The organism is Devosia sp. A449, assembly GCF_054489375.1.
In genome coordinates, this window is record NZ_JBTMWU010000009.1 from 38675 (window position 1) to 60764 (window position 22090).

25 protein-coding genes and 1 tRNA gene are annotated in these 22090 nt (G+C 62.5%); 13 read left to right on the plus strand and 13 right to left on the minus strand.

Translation table 11 applies throughout. The features are described 5' to 3' along the window. Nucleotides 1-22: 22 nt before the first annotated feature. Nucleotides 23-112, plus strand: a tRNA-Ser gene (locus ACX3OW_RS19265). A 94-nt stretch (nucleotides 113-206) separates the two neighbouring features. On the opposite strand, the gene ACX3OW_RS19270 is transcribed toward ACX3OW_RS19265, so the two are convergent. From ACX3OW_RS19270 to ACX3OW_RS19280, 3 genes are all read right to left on the minus strand, one after another. Further along, nucleotides 207-1301 carry a helix-turn-helix transcriptional regulator gene (locus ACX3OW_RS19270; protein WP_459097415.1) on the minus strand — a complete coding sequence of 365 codons (1095 nt, stop codon included), beginning with the start codon at nucleotides 1299-1301 and terminating at the stop codon, nucleotides 207-209. Between the two features lie 147 nt (nucleotides 1302-1448). Continuing rightward, complete coding sequence (locus ACX3OW_RS19275; RefSeq protein ID WP_459097416.1) at nucleotides 1449-1673, minus strand: hypothetical protein; 225 nt, start codon at nucleotides 1671-1673, stop codon at nucleotides 1449-1451. A gap of 32 nt (nucleotides 1674-1705) precedes the next feature. Continuing rightward, nucleotides 1706-2782: a sensor histidine kinase gene (locus ACX3OW_RS19280; RefSeq protein ID WP_459097417.1), complete on the minus strand. Its 1077-nt coding sequence runs from the start codon at nucleotides 2780-2782 to the stop codon at nucleotides 1706-1708. Nucleotides 2783-3025: 243 nt separating this feature from the next. Between ACX3OW_RS19280 and ACX3OW_RS19285 the strand changes: the two genes are divergently transcribed. Further along, the gene (locus ACX3OW_RS19285; RefSeq protein WP_459097418.1) at nucleotides 3026-3349 is read left to right on the plus strand and encodes a DUF4287 domain-containing protein; all 324 of its coding nucleotides are present in this window, start codon (nucleotides 3026-3028) and stop codon (nucleotides 3347-3349) included. A gap of 28 nt (nucleotides 3350-3377) precedes the next feature. On the opposite strand, the gene ACX3OW_RS19290 is transcribed toward ACX3OW_RS19285, so the two are convergent. The 4 genes from ACX3OW_RS19290 to ACX3OW_RS19305 all read right to left on the minus strand — a co-directional run bounded on the left by ACX3OW_RS19290 (nucleotide 3378) and on the right by ACX3OW_RS19305 (nucleotide 5207). Beyond that, a complete protein-coding gene (locus ACX3OW_RS19290) occupies nucleotides 3378-3710 on the minus strand; it encodes a GYD domain-containing protein (protein ID WP_459097419.1) in 333 nt (110 codons plus the stop codon). An 80-nt stretch (nucleotides 3711-3790) separates the two neighbouring features. After that, nucleotides 3791-4174, minus strand: a complete 384-nt coding sequence (locus ACX3OW_RS19295; protein ID WP_459097420.1) for a hypothetical protein — start codon at nucleotides 4172-4174, stop codon at nucleotides 3791-3793. Between the two features lie 141 nt (nucleotides 4175-4315). Further along, a complete protein-coding gene (locus ACX3OW_RS19300) occupies nucleotides 4316-4654 on the minus strand; it encodes a YciI family protein (protein WP_459097421.1) in 339 nt (112 codons plus the stop codon). 61 nt (nucleotides 4655-4715) lie between these two features. Next, nucleotides 4716-5207: a MarR family winged helix-turn-helix transcriptional regulator gene (locus ACX3OW_RS19305; protein WP_459097422.1), complete on the minus strand. Its 492-nt coding sequence runs from the start codon at nucleotides 5205-5207 to the stop codon at nucleotides 4716-4718. A gap of 150 nt (nucleotides 5208-5357) precedes the next feature. Between ACX3OW_RS19305 and ACX3OW_RS19310 the strand changes: the two genes are divergently transcribed. The 7 genes from ACX3OW_RS19310 (at nucleotide 5358) to ACX3OW_RS19340 (ending at nucleotide 10723) form a co-directional block, all read left to right on the plus strand. Next, the gene (locus tag ACX3OW_RS19310; protein ID WP_459097423.1) at nucleotides 5358-6512 is read left to right on the plus strand and encodes an HlyD family secretion protein; all 1155 of its coding nucleotides are present in this window, start codon (nucleotides 5358-5360) and stop codon (nucleotides 6510-6512) included. Between the two features lie 7 nt (nucleotides 6513-6519). Continuing rightward, a complete protein-coding gene (locus ACX3OW_RS19315) occupies nucleotides 6520-7584 on the plus strand; it encodes a hypothetical protein (RefSeq protein WP_459097424.1) in 1065 nt (354 codons plus the stop codon). Between the two features lie 123 nt (nucleotides 7585-7707). Beyond that, nucleotides 7708-7941, plus strand: a complete 234-nt coding sequence (locus ACX3OW_RS19320; protein WP_459097425.1) for a hypothetical protein — start codon at nucleotides 7708-7710, stop codon at nucleotides 7939-7941. Between the two features lie 120 nt (nucleotides 7942-8061). Next, nucleotides 8062-8238, plus strand: coding sequence for a hypothetical protein (locus tag ACX3OW_RS19325; protein WP_459097426.1), 177 nt, complete (start codon nucleotides 8062-8064; stop codon nucleotides 8236-8238). A 174-nt stretch (nucleotides 8239-8412) separates the two neighbouring features. After that, nucleotides 8413-9081, plus strand: a complete 669-nt coding sequence (locus ACX3OW_RS19330) for a 5-oxoprolinase subunit B family protein (RefSeq protein ID WP_459097427.1) — start codon at nucleotides 8413-8415, stop codon at nucleotides 9079-9081. Beyond that, nucleotides 9078-9965 (plus strand): 5-oxoprolinase subunit C family protein, encoded by an 888-nt coding sequence (locus tag ACX3OW_RS19335; RefSeq protein WP_459097428.1) that lies wholly within the window; start codon nucleotides 9078-9080, stop codon nucleotides 9963-9965. The genes ACX3OW_RS19330 and ACX3OW_RS19335 overlap by 4 nt, the downstream gene beginning before the upstream one ends. After that, complete coding sequence (locus tag ACX3OW_RS19340; RefSeq protein ID WP_459097429.1) at nucleotides 9962-10723, plus strand: LamB/YcsF family protein; 762 nt, start codon at nucleotides 9962-9964, stop codon at nucleotides 10721-10723. The genes ACX3OW_RS19335 and ACX3OW_RS19340 overlap by 4 nt, the downstream gene beginning before the upstream one ends. Nucleotides 10724-10895: 172 nt before the next feature. On the opposite strand, the gene ACX3OW_RS19345 is transcribed toward ACX3OW_RS19340, so the two are convergent. From ACX3OW_RS19345 to ACX3OW_RS19365, 5 genes are all read right to left on the minus strand, one after another. Continuing rightward, nucleotides 10896-11636, minus strand: a complete 741-nt coding sequence (locus ACX3OW_RS19345; RefSeq protein ID WP_459097524.1) for an ABC transporter ATP-binding protein — start codon at nucleotides 11634-11636, stop codon at nucleotides 10896-10898. Nucleotides 11637-11662: 26 nt separating this feature from the next. After that, a complete protein-coding gene (locus ACX3OW_RS19350) occupies nucleotides 11663-12430 on the minus strand; it encodes an ABC transporter ATP-binding protein (protein ID WP_459097430.1) in 768 nt (255 codons plus the stop codon). A gap of 12 nt (nucleotides 12431-12442) precedes the next feature. Continuing rightward, entirely contained in the window at nucleotides 12443-13600 is a 1158-nt protein-coding gene (locus tag ACX3OW_RS19355; protein ID WP_459097431.1) for a branched-chain amino acid ABC transporter permease, read from the minus strand. 6 nt (nucleotides 13601-13606) lie between these two features. Continuing rightward, on the minus strand, nucleotides 13607-14635 hold the full coding sequence (locus ACX3OW_RS19360) for a branched-chain amino acid ABC transporter permease (protein ID WP_459097432.1): 1029 nt from the start codon (nucleotides 14633-14635) through the stop codon (nucleotides 13607-13609). Between the two features lie 103 nt (nucleotides 14636-14738). Next, nucleotides 14739-16088, minus strand: a complete 1350-nt coding sequence (locus ACX3OW_RS19365; RefSeq protein WP_459097433.1) for a substrate-binding protein — start codon at nucleotides 16086-16088, stop codon at nucleotides 14739-14741. A gap of 189 nt (nucleotides 16089-16277) precedes the next feature. Here ACX3OW_RS19365 and ACX3OW_RS19370 point away from each other — a divergent pair, with 189 nt between their 5' ends. The 4 genes from ACX3OW_RS19370 to ACX3OW_RS19385 are packed head-to-tail and all read left to right on the plus strand — an operon-like array spanning nucleotide 16278 to nucleotide 21266. Next, nucleotides 16278-17900 carry a helix-turn-helix domain-containing protein gene (locus ACX3OW_RS19370; RefSeq protein WP_459097434.1) on the plus strand — a complete coding sequence of 541 codons (1623 nt, stop codon included), beginning with the start codon at nucleotides 16278-16280 and terminating at the stop codon, nucleotides 17898-17900. Nucleotides 17901-17957: 57 nt separating this feature from the next. Continuing rightward, on the plus strand, nucleotides 17958-18341 hold the full coding sequence (locus ACX3OW_RS19375; protein WP_459097435.1) for a response regulator transcription factor: 384 nt from the start codon (nucleotides 17958-17960) through the stop codon (nucleotides 18339-18341). 13 nt (nucleotides 18342-18354) lie between these two features. Continuing rightward, nucleotides 18355-18561: a hypothetical protein gene (locus ACX3OW_RS19380; protein ID WP_459097436.1), complete on the plus strand. Its 207-nt coding sequence runs from the start codon at nucleotides 18355-18357 to the stop codon at nucleotides 18559-18561. After that, nucleotides 18561-21266 carry an ATP-binding protein gene (locus ACX3OW_RS19385; protein WP_459097437.1) on the plus strand — a complete coding sequence of 902 codons (2706 nt, stop codon included), beginning with the start codon at nucleotides 18561-18563 and terminating at the stop codon, nucleotides 21264-21266. Before ACX3OW_RS19380 ends, ACX3OW_RS19385 begins: the two co-directional genes overlap by 1 nt. Here the strand turns inward: ACX3OW_RS19385 and ACX3OW_RS19390 are convergent. Next, entirely contained in the window at nucleotides 21263-22078 is an 816-nt protein-coding gene (locus ACX3OW_RS19390) for an ion channel (RefSeq protein ID WP_459097525.1), read from the minus strand. The two genes, ACX3OW_RS19385 and ACX3OW_RS19390, sit on opposite strands and share 4 nt — an antisense overlap. Nucleotides 22079-22090 lie beyond the last annotated feature (12 nt).

Sequence of the window (22090 nt, forward strand, 5' to 3'; positions counted from 1 at the left end):
TGTCGATAAACGCACATCCCACGGGTAGATGGCAGAGCGGTTGATTGCTCCGGTCTTGAAAACCGGCGAACGTGAAAGCGTTCCGGGGGTTCGAATCCCTCTCTACCCGCCAGCCTTCTCATCGATATTTCAATGACCTATAGGCAGCTCTTATAGCTGATTGTTTGGTCTGACCGCTGTTCTGTTGGCGGCTCCGACGCCTGAGACTACAGCTTCTCAATGATGAGCATCAGTTCGACCTGCCGGTTGATCGACAGTTTCTGGAAAATCCGGGCGAGGTGGGTCCGCGCGGTTTCGTAGCTCAGGCCAAGGGTGGTGGCGGTGTCGCGCAGCGACATCCCCGAGCCGACAGCGGCGGCAACACTCGCTTCGCGGTTGGTCAGGCCGAGCAGACGCACCAGTTTTTCAACCGGCGCCGGGCGGCGATGCACCAGATCCTTGACGAACATCAGGGCGGCGGCTTGTGAAAACACATCCGTACCGCTGCGCGGCAGGGCGATGATTTCGACCAGCACTGCGGGGATGCCCTCGTTGGTGAGCAATACCACGCCGTTTTCCGGCTGCAGGGCCGGCGTTGTGGCGGTGATCGCGGCGCGAATGACGCTTTGCAACTGGGCATTGGCGCCGCTGTCCCGCGCGTGCAGCCTGCCATTCCTGAAGGACACCACCGATTCCAGCGTGCTGACCGCTGGAGGCGAGGCCCATTCCACCCGTCCGTGAAAATCCAGCGCCAGCAGCGCCTCGCTGGAATGCTCGAGTAGGGACAAGGTCGAGCGCTGGACCGAGGCCGAGAACTCATTGGCAATGGTGACGATCCGGCGCAGATGGGGCGAGAGGGCGCCGAGCGGGCGGGTATCATGGCCGTCATAGGGCTGTTGGCTAGTGCCGCGCAGGAAACACAGCGCCCAGCGACGGCCCTTGATGGCGCAGCCCACGCCCGCAAACCACGGTAGCCCCAGCTTCCAGAAGAAGTCCTGGTAGTAGGGCTGGGTCAGGCGCTCCGTCTCGGTCGACAAATCATGTTCGAGAAACACTCGCTTGCCCGTGGAAATAAGCGGCCAGGCCCGGGCGGCGCGCAAATCATTCTGGTGCCAGCCGCCGGCGACAAAGGCCTCGAACAAACCATCCAGCTTGCTGCCGAGCGGAATGCCGCGCTCCACCCCGACAGGGTCATCCGTGATGATGAAAGAGCCCGCGGCATTGAAAGCGGAAGCAAGTAGATCAAGACCCACGCTCCAAGGAGCAGCCTGAACTGCGGCGTCAAACAGGAAATCTACGGCCTTCTCTGTTGAACTGGGCACGGTGTTCCTTGTTCGCGCGCGGACAAAGTCGAGGACAGGACCTCTGTAGTTGTCTGGAAGACTAGCACTAAACGCGGACTTTGCAGAGAATTTTGCGGCATCACCCATAGGGGGGGGCGGATGGGCCGGATGGGTCGGGACGCTAAGCTACCGAGGCGATCTGCGCTTTCTGAGCGCGTAGAATATCGCCGCCACCCCGGCTGCGGCGACGACCAGGCCAGACAGCGCCCAGCCTGGCGCGGGACCTTCGATGGTCTCGCACTCGGCAACGCACAGGATTGGTGGAATGGTGACTAGGCCAAGCCCCTGAACCAGCCAGAGACTGCCCAAGAACACACAGACGACGCCGACGATGAGGAGAAGCAGTTTCATGTTGTTCTCTCCTGGGCGCCAGACATTCGGTTTCAGGCGACGTCGAGCAGTACGCGTGGCGTGAACGAGGTTTTGGTGATCGAAACGTTCAGTCCACTCGCCCCGCTTGTGGTTTTGATCTGGGCGTCCAACTGGGCGACGAGCGCCTTGACGATAGCGGTTCCCAGGCCGCCACCCGCCGAGGTGATATCCTCGCTTTTTCCAATGCCATTGTCGGAAACGCTGAGCCGCCAATTGTCGCCATCGACCTCGTAGGTGACCAGCACCGTGGCGTCGGTCGAGGCGGCCGGGAAGGCGTATTTGATGGCATTCAGCAGCAGTTCGGTGACGATCAGGCCGATACTCACTGCCCTGGCAGATTCGATCAAAGCCTCGTCGCTCAACACCTTCACAGAGATCGGCTGGCCTTCGCCAACCATGGAGTGGGCTAGGCTGCCGCATAGCTTCGACAGATAGGAGCTGACCTCGATGTGGTCGATTCCCTCCGAGGTGTGCAGATGGGCCTGGACGGCCGCGACCGACATCACGCGTTGGTGGGCATCCTGCAAATGGCCGCGCGCCTCTTCGGAGGTCACCGCCTTGGCTTTCAGCATCAGAATGCTGGCGATGATCTGCAGGCTGTTGGCCACACGATGCTGCATTTCATCGAGCAGCACCTGCTTCTGGCGCAACAGCTCATCGGTTTGGCTTTGCAGGGCCTCTTTGTCGCGCTCGATGCCACGGCGCACCGTCACGTCCATGAAGGCGAGCAGGATATTCGAACTGGCCCTGGTCTCGTAGATCACCTTGCGCGCGTTCAGCAGCATGATCCGGCGGCCGACATTGGGGAAATCATAGTCGACTTCGAACCCGTCCATCGCGGTCCGCTCTGGAATGATCGTCTCCAGCAGCACCCGTAGGGCCGGGATGTCCCACTGCCCATCGCCGAGGGAGTAGAGCAGGCGCCCGCGCGTATTCTCGGGATCGACCTTGAAGGTTTCATAGAATGCCCGGCTCGCAGCCAGCACTCGAAAATCCTGATCGAGCACCAGAAACGGCTCGGGCAGGGTGTTGACGATGGCCTGCGCGAGCGTCTGCGCATCGGTAATTGTTTCGAGAGAGTCCAACATCGTGGGCATGCCGATCCGGGCCGGCCGCGAAACCCGCGAATGTTCGCCCTGCTGCGAACTTATACGCTTGTTGCCCGATTGTCGCGCCGGGACTGACTTGGGGCGAATTGATCGCGTTTAGGGGCCGTACGCCCCGCCCGAATTTCTGTCCAAAGTGTCGAAATCGGGGTCTTCCATTCGACGGGGAGGCAGGCGAGGCGCTATCGAGTGTCTCGGTGGCTATTGCAATGCAGGAGAACGAGCGTGTCATTCCAAGCTTACCTCGACGCCGTGGAGACAAAAACGGGCCTCACGCCCAGACAGATCGTCGACCTCGCGGCAGCGAAAGGACTGAATGCACCGGGCGTCAAGGCCGGGCAAATCCTGGATTGGCTGAAGTCCGAGTACGACCTCGGGCGAGGCCACGGCATGGCCATGGTTCATATTATCCAGAAGGGGCCCGAAATCGACGCAAAGCATGTTGGATCGACGGGCACGCACCGGGACGAGACAATCTGCTGTGGCTCGATGGCGTGGCGACGAAACCGGCATAATCATGCGCGGTTGGTGCTGTCCCGCAATAGATGAGGGGAGCGGACAATGTCCGCTCCCAGGCTCAGGCCCGTTCGCCCGGCTGTCGATAACCGACTGCTTGCGCCCGGCTTAGCGCCGTCATGGTTTCCTCGACCGTGAGCAAGGGTGTTGTCTCGAATTTCGACAGGGCACCACCGCCCCCGATCGCGATGGCGACGGAGGCCATGGAGACATTGTCCGGGGCCTCCCATAGATTGTAACCGTCATGCGCGCCAAAGGCGTACCAAAAGCCGTGCAGTCTGCCGCCGACGGACTCGATATATTTGCGCGCGGCGTCGCGGCGATCTTCCGGGTTCTGTATCAGTCGAGCCCAGGTTTCCGGCGTGTAGCTGAAGCGTGTCAGATAGAGTGGCATAATCAGACCTCCTCCGGCCGTTGCCGAGGCATCCTACACCAACTGGCGCGCGGCCGACATCCGAAGACTCCTGGCCGCGCCTATCGGGAAGGCAGCGCCTGCTGCAGCAGGGCGACGAAATCAAACGAGCGCACCGACATCAGTTTGATGCTGCCGCGGGCGTGCTGGATTTCAATCTTCTCCGACGCCAAGCCCTTCTCCAGACTGACTTTTGCAATATTGGCCAGCGGAACGACCCATTGCACGGGCGGCGTGCGGGTGGATTTGGTCAGCCGCGTTTGCGTGAAGCTGAGGTCATTGGCCAAAAGCGCCAGCGTGCCGTTCATCCAGACGCCGCCGTTGCGCTTGAGCAGAATGGTGGTGGCGGGCAGCACGATCCAGCGCCAGACCGGTATCTTATAGCCATCAGGAAGCGGCTTGAGCCAGGCGACGGGGATGGTGGCAACAGCTGTGGAGTCGTTCAAATCGGGTCCTCTGAAAAATCGTCAAAGGATATCAAATGGCTCGCAGCAAACATAGGCGCTCCGCCGGCCAGCATTTTTGCTGATTCCCTCAGCCCGTTTTACCCCAAGGCTCCAACGCGGCCAACTTTGGCTGAGCGCTGCCTAGCCGGGCATCTCCAGGCATTCGATGATTTCCACGCTATCGCCGGGAAACACATTGAAATGCGGATGGGTCTTGAACAGCGCTGCGGCCTCGTCGAGTGAGCCGGCTTCAACGATCACATAGCCGGTGAGCTGGTTTTTCGTATCCGAAATGCCGGCCTTGTTCACCTTCTTGGTCCGACCGAGCGGGGCGCCTTGATCGACAATGACACCGGCGTTCTGGGTGGCCCACTGACCCCAGGCTGCCATGCCCGCTTGCTCGGTGGCGGGATCGATCGGCTGTTCCGCCTTCGTAGTTGCCGAAGCCGTACCGATGTAAACCGCCAGGTATTTTGCCATTTTGCTGCTCCTGACTGGAGCCTGACATGTCCATGGCGAAAGGCAAGCTCGGCATTGCCTTCTATTGGTCGGCGGGTGTCGCCTTGGTCTGCGGCGGGGCGCTTGCGCTCAAATCATCGGTCAGACGAACCATGCGCTCAAGGAATTCCGAAATCATCGATAGTTCCTCGGGGCTGAATCCGGCGGTGGCGTCGCGGTAGCTTTGCTCGATCCTCTGGTAGCTTTTCATCGGCTCGCTGGCCGCATTGGTATCGAGCACCACGAGCAGGCTGCGTCGGTCATCGGGATTGGCCATCCGGGTGATGTAGCCGCCGCGCTCCAGCCGATCGAGCAGGGCGGTGACCGACCCCGAACTGAGATCGAGCTGATTGATAATGTCCTTGGGACTGAGGGGCTCGCTGCTGCGCGCCAGCAGGCCAAGGCAGGCGAAGTCGGTGGGATGCAGATGCTGCGTTCGGGCAGCATGCAGGCGCGCATTCTCGACGCTGTGCAGCATGCGCCGCATCGCCGTGCCCACTCGGACCAATTGGGCGTGGCGTTTCGTATCAGTCATTGACTCCACTCCATTGGGTAATTATCTCTACCATCAAGATTGTTTACGGACTAGATAATTATGAATGCTGCGTCCCAGATGCGTGTAGCAGACGCCGAGAATAATTCTAACTCATCCGAGGCGGCCGCGACGGGTCCGGAAACGCCGGCCATGCGTGCGGTTGCCGCGAACATTTCGGTGCCATCGTCACAATCCCTGACGGCTGAGTTGGAGAGCGAGGCTGACACGCCTGCGGCCCCGGCCAAGGATGCGCGCGGTGCCGCCAAGAAGGCTGCCGGGCTGATCCTGTTCGTGACGATTGCTTGCCTGGGCTATCACGTCGCCAGCGACCGCATGGCGCCATCCAGCTCGACGGGGCAGGTGGCTGCGGCCACGGCGCAAATCGCGCCGCGCGTGTCGGGCCAGGTCGAAACCATCTTTGCCACCGACAACCAGTTCGTCAGCGCCGGCGCGCCGCTCTTCGCGCTCGATCCGCGCCCCTATGATCTGGCGGTGCGCACCGCCGAGGTCAATCTGGAGCAGGCGCGCCAGGCGGTTGCCGCTTCCGACAGCTCCTTGGCGGCAACGCTGGCCCAGGTGGAGCAGGCCCGCACCAGTCTGTCAGCGAGCCAGGTCAGCTTCAACCGCACCACCGAACTGCACAGTCGCGGCCTGATCTCCCAGGCCAATCTCGATACGGCGCGGGCACAACTGGAATCGGCCGGCTCCAGCCTCGCCGCTGCCGAAGCCGGCTATCGCAGCGCCGAGCAGGGCGCCGGCGGCATCGGCGACGCCAACGTCAAGGTTCTGGCCGCCCAGGTGCAGCTGGAGCAGTCCCTGCTCAACCGCGAGTTTGCCGTGGTGACCGCGCCGAGTGATGGCTATGTGACCAATCTCAAGCTGTCGGCCGGGCAATATCTGAATGTGGGCTCGCCGGCGCTGACCTTTATCTCCAGCGAGCGCCCTTGGGTGATGGCTGATTTCCGCGAGAACCAATTGGCCCATGTCGAGGCCGGCAAGGATGTCGCCCTGGTGTTTGACGGGCAGCCGGGCCAAGTCCTCAAGGGGCGCGTGCAGGGCGTGGCCTGGGGCATCGATGCGGGCCGCACCACCGCCAATGGCCTGCCGCAAAACCAGTCATCGACCCGCTGGTTTGAGCCAGCGCGCAGCATTCCGGTGCGGATCGAGATCGTCGACGACGTGCCGGCCAATATGCGCGTCGGCTCCAAGGTCAATGCCATGATCTATGCCACCGGCGAAAACCCGGTGGCCTGGCTGGCCTCGGGGATGCAGCGCATCGGGGCGCTATTCTCCTACCTGTACTGAGCCAGCCATGTATATCGCACCCCGTCCGACCTTCGAAGATGACCCGCTATTTGCGGTGCGGCTGGCGATTGTCCCGATCGTCAGCTTCGCCATCGGCATGATGGTGCAGTCGCCCATGGCCATGCTGTATCCGACTTTGGCGGTGTCGCTGGTGGCCGGGCATCGCAAGGCGCTCAGCATTGGCCGGGCCCTGGCAGCGCCGATCATGCTGGGCGGCATGATGTGGGTGATGAGCTTTTTCGTGGAAATGTTCATGGGCCTGCCCGGCCTGCTGTTCGGCTTCACGGCGCTGATCTGCTTCCTCGGCTTTTTCGTCATTCAAAAGACCGGCAACAGTTTTGGCATGCTGCTGATCGTCTCCGTCCTGATGATGACGATCATGGGCGCCAATTCCTATGTCACCATGACCTATCTGCGCGGCGAAATGTTCAAGGCGGCGCTGACGGTGGGCCTGCTGACGCCGATCGCCTATATGCTGCTGCGGCCGCGGGCGACCGAAGAATTCGTTGAAATCCATACGCCGGTCCGCGATGACCTGATCGCCAAGCGCGCCCTGATCCGTACGGTGGTGCTGATGACCTTCACCGGCTTGCTGGTTACCGTGCTGGATTCGTCCAATCTGATCCTGGCCATCGGCGCCATGTTTGCTATCATCTATCCATATACCGATCAGGTCTGGCGCGAGGCGCGTGAGCGTTCGATCTCCACGCTGGGCGGCGGCATCCTGGGATTGATCCTGCTCGGGCTGCTCGGCATCTCGGCCCATGTCACCGTGTTGTTCGGCGTTACCGCGCTGTTCCTGCTGTGGCTGGGCCACAAGATGATGGTGGGGCGGCTGTCGCCAATGACCTATCAATACGCCGGCTCGGTCATGGTTTCGCTGGCGGGCAGTGCGCTGATGACCTCCGAACCCTCCTTCGCCTTTCTCCAGCGCGTGGTGCTGACCGTGGTGGGTGGGGTCGGCGCGGCTATGGCCATTGCCGTCCTCGAAACCTGGCTGCTCAAACCGGAAAATCCGGCCGTAGCCAGCGCCGAAAGCCAAGGTGAGCTGCGGGCAGTTGCGCCGTCGTAAGGTGGGCCCGCGGAAGACGTTTTGATTCCGCGCGAGCTTTAGGGTAGGTAGCCCATTGTAGGGCGCTGACGGACTGACTGGTGTCATTCCCTCTCTGCCGCCAATCGCTGCAAAGGAAGAGACGTGAGCCGAAAGGAATTGGATGTGTCGCGGATGCGCCGGATGAAGCGGATCGCTGCCCGGCATGGTCTGACCATTCTCACCGCAGAGAAGATCAAGGTCCTCGGCGGTACGGGAGGCCACGCATTGCGCGAGGATGAAAGCTACAAGGTGGTTTACGGCAATGAGCCGCAGCCATTCTCGGCGTCGCTCGACGATATCGAGGCCTATCTCGATAAGCTCGAAGCGGGGGAATAGTAAGGCCGCCCGACCGAACTGGCAATCGGCCTCCCTTTGGGGATCGCCACATTCCATTATTTGTTCCGTAACGGGAATCGCCCACACTCTCCCCATTGGCTAACTTGGAGGCGCGTTATTGTGTTTACTCTGATCAACGCCGACGCCGAAGACGACGACACCGAAATCACCGACCCCCAGGAAATCGCGGAGCTGTTTGCTGCCATCGCCGCGGTCGCTATCGAAGCGATTGGGGCGGGACAGGCCAAGGAACTGTTCGACGCCGTAGTCGAACAGGAGGGCAGGGAGCCGAACTGACCGGACGCTACCGTCCCGGCAGGTCAAATCCGGCCGCAGCCTGACACAGGTGATTGCGGCACATCACGAACGGTCTTCCGAGCGCGGCAGAGTTCTTGCGCTTATGGACCGGGTTGACTGATCCGGGCGGGTCCGACAGGACTTGCCACATGTTCCGGCCGAGGAGGCTGCGTCGTGGCTGGCTCGTCCGCCCCCGAAAATTTTCCTGTGCCGACGCTTATCCCGCTCGGCGATAGTGGGCTGCTGGTGCGCTTTGGCACCAGCCTCACTGATGACGCCAACCGGGCGGCTATCGCGCTGGCCCTGGCGCTGGATCGCGCGCCAATCCCCGGCGTGGTCGAAATCGCCCCCAATCTGGTCTCTGTGCTGCTGCGCTACGATCCGCTGGAATCAGCCCCATCGGTGATTGTCGGCGAACTGCGCTTGCTGCTGTTCAATCTGGGCCACGAGCGTCGAGCGACGAAGCACTGGACCATTCCGGTGTCGTTTGACGGTCCCGATCTCGACGCGGTCGCCGCGGTGCTGGGCATGACCGCCCCGGACTTCATCGCGGCGCATAACGCCAATCCCCTACGCGTGCTCGCCACCGGATTTGCCCCGGGCTTCGTCTATTGCGGGCTGCACGCACCCGAATTGGTGCTGCCGCGTCAGACCAGTGTGCGCCCCTCGGTGCCAACAGGGAGTGTGTTGTTTGCGGCGGGGCAGACGGCGATTGCCGCGACTGAAATGCCCACCGGCTGGGCGGTGATCGGCCACACCAGTTTTATCAATTTTGACCCGACCAGCGAGAGGCCGACGCGGCTGGGCGCGGGGGATGTCGTGACCTTTGTGGTAGCGCCATGAGCGCCGTGCTGACCATTTTGCGCGCGGGGCCGCTGGCCAGCATTCAGGATGCGGGACGGTTTGGCATGCTGCGCCACGGCATCAGTGCCTCGGGGCCGATGGACCGGGCGGCCTATGCCGCGGCCGGCGGTGGGCTGGGGGGCATCGAGTTCACCATGGCCAGCATTGAGCTGAAGCTGACCGAGGGGCGCTGCCGCATCGGCTTTGCCGGTGGGCAGTTTGTTGCTCGGCACAACGGCCAGCCATTGGCGTGGCCGGGCGCGGTGGCGCTGGAAGCCGGCGATGTTCTGGCGGTGACGCCGGGCGAGTGGGGCAATTATGGCTATCTGCGCTTTGATGCCGATATCGCCGTCGCGCCAGTGATGGGCAGCATTGCCACCAGCAGTCGTGCCCGGCTGGGCGGGCTGGACGGGCGAGTGCTGCGGGCCGGCGATGTGATCGAGCTGGCGAAAGCAGAACGCCTTGAAGCGCCTGCACCGGTCGAAGACCGTATCGAGGGACCGATCCGGGTGATCTGGGGGCTGCATGCCGAGCTGTTTGCGCCGGCGGCGCGGCAGCGCTTCGTGGCCGAGACCTTCGTGGTGTCGACGCGGCTGGATCGCATGGGGGTGCGGCTGGAGGATAAGGGCGCTGTCTTTGCTGACGCGACGATCCTGTCGCTGGCCTCCGACGCCATCGTGCCGGGCGATATTCAGATTCTGGGCGATGGCACGCCCATCGTGCTGATGCGCGACCACCAGCCCACCGGCGGCTATCCGCGCATCGCCACTGTCATCACCGCCGACCTGGATCGGTTCGCCCAATTGCGCCCCGGATCGCCAATTGCCTTCCAGCCGGTCACGGTGGAACATGCGCAGGCGCTGTTGCGGAGCCGCCGAAGATGATTTCGATCGACCTCAATGCCGATCTTGGCGAGGGCATGGGCACCGATGAGGACCTGCTCGGTATCGTGTCTAGCGCCTCGATCGCTTGCGGCGGCCATGCGGGAGACGCGCCGACGATCCGGCATATACTCAAGCTGTGCAAGGCGCGCGGCGTCCGGGCCGGCGCCCATCCCGGCTACGCCGATCCAAAACGGTTCGGCCGGTTTCGGCTGGTGATGCCGCTCGATGAATTGCTGCGGCAGATCCGCAGCCAGCTGTTTCTGGTGCGTTTCATCGCCGATGAGGTGGGCGTGAGACTGGCCTATGTGAAGCTGCACGGTGCGCTGGCCAACCAGACGGCGGAAGAGCTCGCTTTTGCCGTGGGCATTTTTGCTAATATCCAGGCGATGGACCCCAAAATGGCAGTGCTGGCGCTCGACAATAGCCAGCAGGTGCGGGCGGCCAAGGCGGTTGGCATGCAACTGATCCGCGAGGCCTATGCCGACCGGGCCTATACGGCGGACGGGTTGCTGGTGCCGCGCAGCCAGGATGGGGCGGTAATCCATGATGTGGATACGGTGATCGAGCGCTGTTTGCGGCTGGCCAACACGGGCGAAATCGTCGCCATCGACGGCACGGTGCTACAATCGGCGGCGCGCTCGATTTGCCTGCATGGCGACACGCCCGGGGCGGTCGATCTGGCCCGCGAGGTGCGCGATGCGCTGGAGGGCGAGGGAATCGTGATTGCGGCGGGGGAGCCTGAGGCGGCGGCGGATTGAGGCAGCTTGCGCCCTTGCTGGTGCCCCACCCACGATGTCACCCCGGCCTTGGGCCGGGGCCATCTTGAGATCGTGCTGCAATCTGCACGCAAGTGAGAACCTTACCCTGGGCCTCTCGATGGGGAGAGGGTGAGATCGGCGGAATGCCTTTGGTCGACAGGCCCAGGGTAGCTCAGATCGCCAGATATTCCTGGCGAAGTTCGGCGTTGTCGAGAACCTCCTTGGCGGTGCCGGTGAAGGCAACTTCGCCGGTATCGAGGATGACCGCGCGGTCGGCGAGCTTGAGCGCTGCCACGGCGTTCTGTTCGACAATGATGGTGGTGATGCCCAGCGGTTTGATCGATACCAGGATGCGCTCGATCTCGTGGACGATGACCGGGGCCAGCCCTTCATAAGGCTCGTCCAGCAGTAGCAGCTTGAGGTCTCGGGCCAAAGCGCGGGCGATGGCCACCATCTGCTGCTCGCCGCCGGAGAGGGTCACCCCCTCCTGCTTGCGGCGCTCGGCCAGGCGCGGAAAGCTCTCATAGATCTGCTCGAGGCTCCAGCCATGGCCGGGGGCGACCTGGGCCAGGGTGATGTTTTCTTCCACAGTCAGTCCCTGGATGATGCGGCGATCCTCAGGCACCAGCTGGATGCCGGCGCGTGCCGCCTGATAGGACTTCATCTGGTGGATCGGGTTGCCGTCGAGCCAGATTTCACCCTGCCGCATTTGCGGATCATCGGTGCGGGCGATGGTGCGCAGGGTGGAGGTCTTGCCAGCGCCATTGCGGCCCAGCAGCGCCAAAATCTCGCCCTTGCGCACGTCGAAGGACACGCCCTGCACGATATAGCTTTCGCCATAATAGGCGTGCATGTCGCGGATCGAGAAGAACGGCCGCGTGGTTTCGACGCTGGCGGCGTGGCTGTTGGTCATGGTCTGGCTGTCCATGGTTATCGCGTTCATGACTGGGCCCCTCCGAGATAGGCTTCCTGGACCTTGGGGTTGCCACGCACCTGGTCGGGCGTGCCGTCGGCGATGATCCGGCCCTGGGCCAGCACCGAGATTTTATCGGCCAGCGAGAACACCACATGCATGTCGTGTTCGATGATGACCTTGGTCATGCCGCGCTTTTTGATCTTCTGCAGCAATTCGATGGTGGTGTTGGTGTCGTGGCGGCTCATGCCGGCCGTCGGCTCATCCAGCAGCAGCAGGCGCGGATGCTGGATCAGGCACATGGCCAGCTCCATACGGCGCTTGTCGCCGCGGCTGAGACTGCCCGCCGCCATGTCCTGGCTCGCCAGCATGCCAACATCTTCGAGCATTCCCTCGGCTTCCTGGCGGATGGCGGTTTCGCTATCGAGCGCGCGTAGCATGTTGAGCTTGAACGCGCCGTCGCGCCTTGCGAGGGCAGGGATCATCACATTCTGCAGCACCGACAGGTCGGCGAAGATTTCCGGCGTCTGGAACACCCGGGCAATGCCCAGCTGGTTGATCTGGTGCGGCTTGCGCCCGGTGAGAATGGCACCGTCAAAGATCACCTGGCCGCTGGTCGGCGCCAGCTTGCCAATGATGACGTTGAGTAGAGTAGACTTGCCGGCGCCATTGGGGCCGATGATGGCATGGGTCTGGCCTTCCTCGACCTGCAGGTCGATATCGGCCAGGGCATGTAGGCCCCCGAAGCGCTTGTGGACGTCAGCAACATGCAGGACGACATTGGGTGTGGTCATTATTGTCGTTCCCTATTCTGCTGGTTGCGTGGACGGACTAGGCGGCACATCGGGCACTGGAGGCCGCTGTCGTCGGCTCTGCACCCAGGCTTGCAGCCTTCTGACCCCTTCCATGACGCCACCCGGCAGGAACACCACGACCACCACGAACAGTAGGCCCAGCGTCAGGTGCCAGCCTTCGCCGACGAATTTGCCGGCCACGGCAACGGCGAAGTCGGTGGCGCCATCGGGCAGGAAGGCGAACACGTTGCGCAGGATGGTTTCGTTGATCGCAGAGAAGATGTTCTCGAAATATTTGATCAACCAGGCGCCAATCACCGGCCCGACCAGGGTCCCGGCGCCGCCGAGAATGGTCATCAGCACGATATTGCCGGACTCGGTCCACTTCATGCGTTCCGCTCCGGCCAGCGGATCGGTAACCGAGAGCAGCGCGCCCGCCAGGCCCGCGAACAGGCCGGAGATGACGAAGGCGGCCAGCGTATAGGGCTTGGGATTGAAGCCGGTATAGTTCATCCGTGTCTGGTTGGACTTGATGCCGCGCAGTGCCAGCCCGAAGGGGGACGCGAAGATTTTCTGCGACACATAGAAGGCCACGATCAGCATCGCCGCGCAGAAATAGAAGCCGGAATAGCCATTCATGGCGATGCCGAAGAAGGAAGGCGTTGGCAGGCCGGCGCTGGTGGACTGGGTGCCCAGCAGCATATCGAGCATGCGCGGATCGTCACGCGCCAGCAGCAGGCCGGTCTCGCCATTGGTGATCGGGGTGAGCACGGAATAGGCGAGGCTGTAGCACATCTGGGCGAAAGCCAGCGTGAGGATGGAGAAGTAGATGCCGGTGCGCTTGAGGCTGAAATAGCCGATGATCAGGGCAAACACGCCCGAGACGATGACGGCCAGGATGACGGCCGGCACCACATTCATCGATAGCAGCTTGAACGACCACACCGTGGTGTAGGAGCCGATGCCGACAAAGGCGGCATGGCCGAAGCTGAGATAGCCGGTGAGGCCGAACAGGATGTTGAAGCCGATGGCAATGATGGCGTAGATGACGAATTTCTGCATCAGCCCGGGATAGGCGGCGCCGAACGGCGACAGCCACAGCGGCATGGCCAGAACGACGGCGCCGAACAGCACCAGGGTAATGAGGTCTTTGCGGGATAGGGACAGCATGGCTGCTTAACTCTCCATGACGCCGCGGCGTCCCAACAGGCCGCGGGGGCGTACCAGCAGGATGATGACGGCCACGAGATAGATGATGACCTGGTCGATGCCGGGGATGAGCGACTTGATTTCGGTCATGGCGGCGAAGGACTGCAGGATGCCAAGCAGGAACCCGGCAGCGACTGCACCGGGCAACGAGCCCATGCCGCCAACGACCACCACCACGAAGCTAAGCACCAGGAAGTCCATGCCCAACTGATAGTTGGGCGGCAGCAACGGCGTGTACATGGCGCCAGCCAGTCCGGCGACCACGGCGGCCAGGCCAAACATGATGGTGAAGCGCCGGTCGATATTGATGCCAAGAATGGCGACGGTTTCACGGTCGGCCATGCCGGCCCGCACCACCAGCCCGAAGGTGGTGAACTGCAGGAAGGCGAAGACGGCGCCGATGATGGAAACCGAGAACAGGAAATAGATCAGCCGCCACCATGGATAGGTGAGCGCGTGAGGTGCCATACCGAACCACATGCCGATATCGGCCGCGCCGCGGATGTCGCTGGGGATGGGCTGGGGGATCGGATTGGCGCCGAAAATGCTCTTAACGATCTCCTGCAGCACGATGGCCAGTCCGAAGGTCACCAGGATCTGCTCGGCATGGGTGCGCTTGTAGAAATGCTTGATCAGGCCGCGTTCCATGGCGATGCCGATGATCAGCATCACCGGAATGACCAGCAGGATCGAAAGCGGCACCGAATAATCGACGAGGAAATAGCCGAAGTCACCGAACCAGTTCTGCACGATCGGGGTCCGCACCTCCATGGGAGCGCCCCATGGTGACAATTGGGTCGGATCGAGCGTGACGGTTTCCATGGTGAGGAAATATCTGAGGGTTACGGCGCAGAAGCAGCCGAGCATGAACAGGGCACCGTGGGCGAAGTTCACCACGCCCAGCGTGCCAAAAACCAGCGTCAGGCCCAGGGCGATCAGCGCATAGGCGCCGCCCTTGTCGAGGCCATTGAGCAATTGTGCGAGTATCGTATTCATCAGCGCTCTCTCGCGGGATGAGGTTCCCGGCGTATCTCCACCTTGGGCAAAGGCTCCGGCGCCCTGAGGTGCCGGAGCTGATTGTGCGAATGGATGGTGCTACTCAGCACATATTGGGTTCGTACGGGCCCAGTTCGCCGCCGAAGATCGAGGCGTCGTACATGACGTCTTCACGCGGCGTCTGGCCGATGACGTTGAGCACGTCATACTGGCTGCTCGGGTTGTCATTGCCCTGCACCACAAGCACTTCCTTGAAGCACTGGTGATCTTCGGCGCGGTAGAGCGTCGGGCCATTGCCGGCGCCGTCGAATTCGAAGCCTTCCAGCGACTTGATGACTTCGGTGGGGTGGAACGTACCGGCCCGCTCGCAGGCGTCGGCATAGAGGATGGCCTGCACATAGCCGGTATGAGCCGACTGCGACGGCGGGGAGCCATAGGCTTCGCCATAGGATTTGGTGAAAGCCTTGGTGCCGGCGTCCTGCAGGTTCCAGTGCCAATTGGAGGTGCCGATAATGCCCTTCACTGCTTCACCGGCGCCCACGGCCATCAGCTCGGAGAACATCGGCACGATGATCTCGAACTGCTTGCCATTGGCCTGACGGTCGCGCAGGCCGAACTGCACGGCCTGCGGCAGCGAGTTGACCATGTCGTGGCCGTAGTGGTTGAGGATCAGCACGTCGGCGCCGGAGTTCATCACCGGGGTGAGGTACTGCGAGTAGTCGCCCAGACCCAGCGGGGTACGGACGGTGGCGACGGTTTCCCAACCGAGCGCTTCGGTAGCGTTCTTGATCGATTCTTCCTGGGTCCAGCCCCAAGTGTAGTCGGCGGTCAGGTGATAGGCGCGGCGTTCCTTGCCATATTGCTGGGCCAGATAGGGCGCGATAGCCACGCCGGACTGGTAGGCGTTGAAGAAGTGGCGGAAGCCGAAGCGGCGCTTGTCCTTGCCGGTGGTGTCGTTGGAGTGGGTGAGGCCGGACATGTAGATCACGCCCATTTCCTGGCACAGCGACTGCTGGGCAATGGCTTCGCCCGAGGTCACCGAGCCGGTCACCATTATGGCATGGTCGCGCTCGATCATGCGGCGGGCGCCGTCGCGCGCCGCGTCGGTATTGGTCTGGGTGTCGCCGGTGACGAAGCTCACCTTCTTGCCGAGAATACCATTGCCCTTAAGGGCAAGTGGCTTCAGCGTATTCATGATGCCGCCGTCGCCTTCGCCGTTGATGTGCTTGACCGCGAGCTCATAACCCTTGAGCTGATCAAGCCCTTCCTCGGCGTAGGAACCGGTCTGCGGCACGTTGAAGCCGAACACGACGGTGTCGCCGGGGGGATTGCAATATTCCTGGGCAAAGGCGCCGCGGCTCAGAATAGTCGGCATGACGCCCGCGCCCAAGATACCGGCCATGCCAGTCTGAAGCACCCGGCGTCGTGAGACGCCGCGAGTAAATACAGTCATTGATTTCCTCCTTTGGCACGGGGTCGGAGGTGCATAGCCGCCAACTCACCGTGCGCAGGAGATTTGCCCCGAATGCAAACAGAGGCAATATGCTATTGTTATAAAAGGGATTTTCTGTAAATTGTTGATCGTGCTGGCGCGGATAACTGTCAATTCATTGACAGGGCGCCGGGCGAGGGGGAGATCAACATGCGGGCGCCAATAGGGTTTCGCATCAGCAACCGGCGGAAATCACTCAAGATTTCGCAGGCCGCGCTGGCCAGAATGATTGGTATTTCGCCCAGCTATCTCAATCTGATCGAGAACAATAAACGCGATATTGCCGGCGCTTTGCTGAACCGGGTCGCCGCCAAGCTGAATATTGATATCGATGAGCTGGCCGGCCGGTCCGAGCAAAAGCTGCTGCAGGACCTCGAAGAGGCCTTTGCCGACCCCATGCTAGAGTCGCTGCCATTCCGCCCGGATGAGCGCCGCGAGCTGGTGGCGCAATACCCAGCCAGCGCCACAGCCTTGGCGCGGCTGCACCGGGCCTATGGCGATGCCATTGCCAGCGCCGACGCCTATGCCGACCGGTTGCGCTCGGACCCGCTGCTGAGCCAGTTGCTGCATCAGATCCTGTCGGGCATCACCGCGGTGCGCTCCAGCGCCGAAATTCTCGAGGATGTGGGCGATCTGGACGAGGCCGAGCGGCGGCAGTTTCTCGCGGCCATCGGCCGTGAAACGCGGACGCTGGCTGATGTGGCGCGCAATTTGATCGGCCAGTTCGAAACCTCAAGCCGCAGCCGCAGCAGCGTTTCGCCGGCGCGCGAGATCGATGATCTGATCATCGAGCAGGAGAACCATTTCCCTGAACTCGAACGGGTAGCCGATGGCTTACGCGTTGAAATCGAGCGGGCAGGGCCATTCGGCATTGCCACGCTGGCCAGTCTGCTGGGCGAAAAATTCGGCGTGACCGTGGTGATGGGCGGCCCGCCTACCGAGCCGGACTATCCCGGGCAATACCGGTTTGATCCATCGCGCCGGGTGATGTGGTTCCATGGGGCGTCGACGCTGGCGACACGACAATTCCAGCTGGCGCGGCTCTATGGCGAGCTGGCGGCCGCCGACGCCATCGCGCAGGTGCTGGAAAGCGCCACCCTATCGACCCCGACCGCGCGGCGGCTCGCCTCGCGGGCCGTTGGCTCCTATCTGGCCGGGGCCATGGTGTTTCCCTATGGGCGCATGCTGGAGGAGGTCGAGGCCTCGGCCTATGACATCGACCATTTGCGCCAGGTGTATAACGCCAGCTTCGAGCAGGTGGCGCACAGGCTGGTCACGCTGCGGCGGCCGGGCGAGGAAGGTATACCCTTCGGCTTCCTGCGCTCCGACCCGGCAGGGCGGCTGACCAAGCATTTCCCCTTGCCGGGACTGCTGCTGCCCAATAGCGGCCATGCCTGCCCGCTCTGGGCAATTTATGGAGCGTTTCGCGTGCCTGATACCATGCTGCGGCAAGTGGTGCGCTTCTCCGATGGCTCGCGTTATATGTTTCTCGGGCGCACGGTGCAGCAGCGGGCCGGCTCCTTCCACCGGCAGCCGACGCTGTCTTCGGTCATGCTGGCCTGCGACGTGCTGCATGCCGACCGAACGATCTACGGCTCCGGGCTCGACCTGTCGGACCTGTCGGCCGATATTCCGGTGGGACCGAGCTGTCGGCTTTGCACCCGCCGCGACTGCGCCAGCCGGCAGGAAGAGGCCCTGTCGCCGGGCGGAAATGGCGCCGAAATCCGTGCGCCGCTGCTACCTGCGGATTTCGGCCTTGGCGATCCGTCGTGATTAGGCTTTAGTGCCGGAACTCGCGGAGGGGAGACCGTGGGTAGCCAAGGGGGAAATTTGGCACTCGATGTACTCATTGCCGAGGACGAACCGAGCATTCTTGAATCGCTCGACTTCATCCTGCGGCGTGCGGGCTGGTCCATCAGCGCCGTAACCGATGGCGACGCGGCGCTGGAAGCCGTTCGACGCCTGCGGCCGCGCGTGCTGGTGCTCGACGTCATGCTGCCCAAGCGCAGCGGCTTCGAGGTGCTCAAGCAGATCCGTGCTGATGCCGATACCCGCAGCCTGCGGGTGCTGATCCTGACGGCCAAGGGCCAGCAGCAGGATCGCCGCATTGCCGAGGAGTTCGGGGCGGACGTGTTCGTCACCAAGCCCTATGCCAATGCCGATGTGGTCGGCGCGGTACGGCAATTACTGGGCGAGCATGGCGGACCGGCGTAGGCTCACTGGCGGCATGCTGCTGCTGACAGTGCTCGGCGCAGTGCTGATGCTGCCGCCCATGGTCTATGTGTTCAGCCACCCCGTTTCCCATTTCGGCATTCCGCAGATCGTTTTCTACCTCTTCGTCGTCTGGCTGCTGCTGGTCGTCGGCACGGCATTGCTAGCCCATGCCCTGCCGCCGGACGAGCATGGCTCCGACCCGGGCAAGGGTGAGCACTGATGCTGTCGGCCGATTTCGTCATCGCCACGGCGGTTGGCTATGTCGGGCTGCTGTTCGTGCTGGCCTATTTCGGCGACCGCCGCGCCCGCACTCACACCAAATCCTTCCTGCACTCGCCGGCGGTCTACACGCTGTCCATCTCGGTTTATTGCACCAGCTGGACGTTTTATGGCGCCGTGGGCAATGCGGCGCGCAGTGGGTTGGAGTTCGTCACCATCTATCTGGGGCCGACGCTGGTGTTCGTCGGCTGGTGGTTCCTGCTGCGCCGGTTGGTGCGGATCAGCCATTTACAGCGCATCACCTCGGTAGCCGACCTGCTTTCGTCGCGCTTCGGCAAATCCAACCGGCTGGCCGTGCTGATCACCTGCATCGCGGTCATCGGTATTGCCCCCTATATCGCGCTGCAGCTCAAGGCCGTGACCTCCTCGATCCAGGCCGTGGCCGGTTCGTCCGAATTCGGCCAAGGGAGCCTCGCCGGGATTGACGATGTGGGACTGGCCTTTGGCGTCGCGGCCGCAATGGCCCTGTTCACCATCCTGTTCGGCACCCGCCATATCGACGCCAAGGAACAGCATCACGGCGTCGTCGCCGCCATTGCCTTCGAGGCTGTTGTAAAGCTGACGGCGTTGCTGGCGGTGGGCATATTTGTCGTGTTTGTCGGCGGCGGCTTTGAAAATATCTTTAGCCGTGCGGCCGAGATCGGCATCGAAGTCGACTCCAGGAACACGTTTGACGCCCGCTGGCTGACCACTTTGGGTCTCTCCATTGCCGCCATTGTCTGCCTGCCGCGCCAGTTTCAGGTCACCGTGGTCGAAAATTCCGACGAGAACCATCTGCGCGTCGCCAGCTGGGCCTTCCCCGCCTATATGCTGCTGATGAGCCTGTTCATCCTGCCGATTGCGGTGTTCGGCATGACCACCATGCCGGCTGGCTCCAACCCCGACATGTTCGCCCTGACTCTGCCGATGGCATTCGGGCAGGACGCGCTGGCGCTGTTCGCCTTTATCGGCGGCTTCTCGTCGGCGACCTCGATGATCATCCTCGAGTCGATCGCGCTGTCGATCATGGTGTCCAACCACATCATCATGCCGCTGATCCTGCGTTTCAGCTCGGGCGGCGGTGGCGACGGGCAGGGCGTGACCAGCATGGTGCTGATCGCCCGGCGCTTTTCCATCGTGCTGATCCTGTCGCTCGGGTTTTTCTATTTCTTCTTCACCCGCGATTCCAACGCGCTGGCGCCGATCGGGCTGATTTCCTTCACCGCCATCGCCCAGTTCTTTCCGGCGGTCATCGCTGCCTTGTTCTGGCGCGAGGCCTCGCTCAAGGCCGCCACTGCAGCCATCGCCGCCGGCTTCGTGTTCTGGGTGTGGTGCAGTTTCCTGCCCTCCTTCGAATCGGTGTCGCCACAGGTCGCCTTGCTACTCAGCGAGGGGCCGTGGGGGATTTCCTGGCTGCGCCCCGAGGCCATGTTCGGGCTCAACGACGTCGATTCCCTCGCCCATGCCGCGTTCTGGAGCCTGTCGATCAACGTGTTGACGCTGACCGTGGTGTCGCTGCTGACCAGTCAGTCAGCACTGGAGCGGATTCAGGCCAGCGTCTTCGTCGATGTGTTCAAGCGGGGTCAGGCGACGCGCGGCAATTTCGTGCGTGGCTCGGCCACCGCCAATGATCTGTTCTTCGTCGCTGAACGCGTGCTGGGCGACCGTCGCGCCGCGGCCTTGTTCCAGACCGAGGCGCGCGATAGCGGCGTCGACCCCGACATGCTGGAGCCCTCGCCCGAATTCATTGGCAGGCTGGAGCGTGAACTGGCCGGCTCCATCGGCGCGGCGTCGGCGCACGTCATGCTGTCCAAAGTGGTGTCGGGCAGCGAGGTGTCGCTGGAAGAAATGATGCAGATGGCCGACGAGACCCAGCAGGTCATCGAATATTCCCAGCAGCTGGAAAAAACCTCGGCCGAATTGCGCTCCACCGCCCAGCAACTGGAAGATGCCAACTTCCAGCTGCGCGAGCTGGATAGCCAGAAAGATGAATTCCTCAGCCAGGTGAGCCACGAAGTGCGCACCCCGATGACCTCCATCCGCTCCTTCTCGGAAATTTTGCTCGATGCCGGCGAGATCGACGACGCCCAGCGTCACCACTTCGTCTCGACCATTCACCAGGAAAGCCTGCGGCTGACCAAGCTGCTCGATGAGATCCTCGATCTGTCGGCGCTGGAACGCGGTGAGCGCACCTGGGACAATAGCCCGACCGATGCCGGCGCGGCGCTCGACCGGGCCCTGGCAGTGTGCGAGGCCCTGCTGCGGCAGCGCGGCATGAAGGTTGAACTGGGCGAACGAGCCCGCCGGACCATGGTGAAGGGCGATGCGGACCGGCTATGTCAGGTCTTCATCAATCTGATTTCCAATGCGGTGAAATACAACGACACCGACGAGCCCAAAATGCGCATCGCCACTTCGGTCCGCGCCGGCAATTACGTGGTCGAAATTTCCGATAATGGACCGGGCATCGCCAAGAGCGAACGCAAGCTGATCTTTGAAAAATTCTGGCGTGGACCCGGCGGCGTGGCGGACCAGGGCGGAGCCGGGCTGGGCCTCGCCATTTCCCGGCAGATCGTCAGCCGCATGAATGGCTCGCTCGATCTGGTGCAGGGAGCCTTGCCGGGCGCCTGCTTCCGTGTGCGGCTGGCGGTAGTGCGGCCCAGCTAGCCCTCGCCGTGGTCGGGAATATTCAGCAGATGTCCGCAGGCCTTGCAGTGGACGGCGTCCGGCTCATGCTTTTGCAAGCCGCATTGCGGGCAGGGGAAATGCACCTTGGCCGGGCGGAAGATCGACTGCGCCAGCCGCACGAACAGCGAAATGCCGATGATCATGATGGCAATGGAGGCCAGCTTGCCGCCAGTGCCGGGCAGGGTCAGGTCGCCATAGCCGGTGGTGGTAACGGTGGTCACGGTGAAATACAGCGCGTCGACATAGCTGGCGATAGCGTCGTTACCGCGATTGGCGAAGGCGGTATAGACGAAGCCGGTGACCACAAACAGGAACACCAGCAGGTTGATTACCGCCTGCACCGCATCCTGGTACCGCGCCAGACCGCGCTTGCGCAGCGGCCGCCAGAAGGTGGACGTGCGGGTCAGCGTCCACAGCCGCAGAATGCGGAGGAACCCCAGATTGAACAGCCAGGTCGGCGCCAGCAGCGTGGCGAGGATGAACAGGTCGATGATGATCGGCGGTTGCCGCAGCCAGCGCAAAATATCGGTCGAGGCCAGCGCGCGCGCCACCATGTCGATGATCAACACGCCGGCAATGGAGTAGTCGATCCAGAGGAACGACGTGTTGTCACGCAGTAGGGGCGTGGCGATGAAAAACAAAATGATGGCCAGATCGACGACCATCACCGAGCGCTGGAAGCGCTGCGCCTTGGGCGACTGACTGTGATAGAGCAGCCGCAAGGTCGATCTCAGCCGCTGAAACCCGGTCGATTTTTCCGGCGTCGTCTCGGCCACCTTGTCTTTTTTCATACCCATACCGAA

Excerpts from the sequence above, each read along its gene's own strand:
- ACX3OW_RS19275 (WP_459097416.1), bottom strand. The coding sequence starts at position 1,673 with ATGAAACTGCTTCTCCTCATCGTCGGCGTCGTCTGTGTGTTCTTGGGC.
- ACX3OW_RS19280 (WP_459097417.1), bottom strand. The coding sequence starts at position 2,782 with ATGTTGGACTCTCTCGAAACAATTACCGATGCGCAGACGCTCGCGCAG.
- ACX3OW_RS19290 (WP_459097419.1), bottom strand. The coding sequence starts at position 3,710 with ATGCCACTCTATCTGACACGCTTCAGCTACACGCCGGAAACCTGGGCT.
- ACX3OW_RS19300 (WP_459097421.1), bottom strand. The coding sequence starts at position 4,654 with ATGGCAAAATACCTGGCGGTTTACATCGGTACGGCTTCGGCAACTACG.
- ACX3OW_RS19305 (WP_459097422.1), bottom strand. The coding sequence starts at position 5,207 with ATGACTGATACGAAACGCCACGCCCAATTGGTCCGAGTGGGCACGGCG.
- ACX3OW_RS19310 (WP_459097423.1), top strand. The coding sequence starts at position 5,358 with ATGCGTGCGGTTGCCGCGAACATTTCGGTGCCATCGTCACAATCCCTG.
- ACX3OW_RS19315 (WP_459097424.1), top strand. The coding sequence starts at position 6,520 with ATGTATATCGCACCCCGTCCGACCTTCGAAGATGACCCGCTATTTGCG.
- ACX3OW_RS19335 (WP_459097428.1), top strand. The coding sequence starts at position 9,078 with ATGAGCGCCGTGCTGACCATTTTGCGCGCGGGGCCGCTGGCCAGCATT.
- ACX3OW_RS19340 (WP_459097429.1), top strand. The coding sequence starts at position 9,962 with ATGATTTCGATCGACCTCAATGCCGATCTTGGCGAGGGCATGGGCACC.
- ACX3OW_RS19345 (WP_459097524.1), bottom strand. The coding sequence starts at position 11,636 with ATGACCAACAGCCACGCCGCCAGCGTCGAAACCACGCGGCCGTTCTTC.
- ACX3OW_RS19350 (WP_459097430.1), bottom strand. The coding sequence starts at position 12,430 with ATGACCACACCCAATGTCGTCCTGCATGTTGCTGACGTCCACAAGCGC.
- ACX3OW_RS19355 (WP_459097431.1), bottom strand. The coding sequence starts at position 13,600 with ATGCTGTCCCTATCCCGCAAAGACCTCATTACCCTGGTGCTGTTCGGC.
- ACX3OW_RS19360 (WP_459097432.1), bottom strand. The coding sequence starts at position 14,635 with ATGAATACGATACTCGCACAATTGCTCAATGGCCTCGACAAGGGCGGC.
- ACX3OW_RS19365 (WP_459097433.1), bottom strand. The coding sequence starts at position 16,088 with ATGACTGTATTTACTCGCGGCGTCTCACGACGCCGGGTGCTTCAGACT.
- ACX3OW_RS19370 (WP_459097434.1), top strand. The coding sequence starts at position 16,278 with ATGCGGGCGCCAATAGGGTTTCGCATCAGCAACCGGCGGAAATCACTC.
- ACX3OW_RS19380 (WP_459097436.1), top strand. The coding sequence starts at position 18,355 with ATGCTGCTGCTGACAGTGCTCGGCGCAGTGCTGATGCTGCCGCCCATG.
- ACX3OW_RS19385 (WP_459097437.1), top strand. The coding sequence starts at position 18,561 with ATGCTGTCGGCCGATTTCGTCATCGCCACGGCGGTTGGCTATGTCGGG.
- ACX3OW_RS19390 (WP_459097525.1), bottom strand. The coding sequence starts at position 22,078 with ATGAAAAAAGACAAGGTGGCCGAGACGACGCCGGAAAAATCGACCGGG.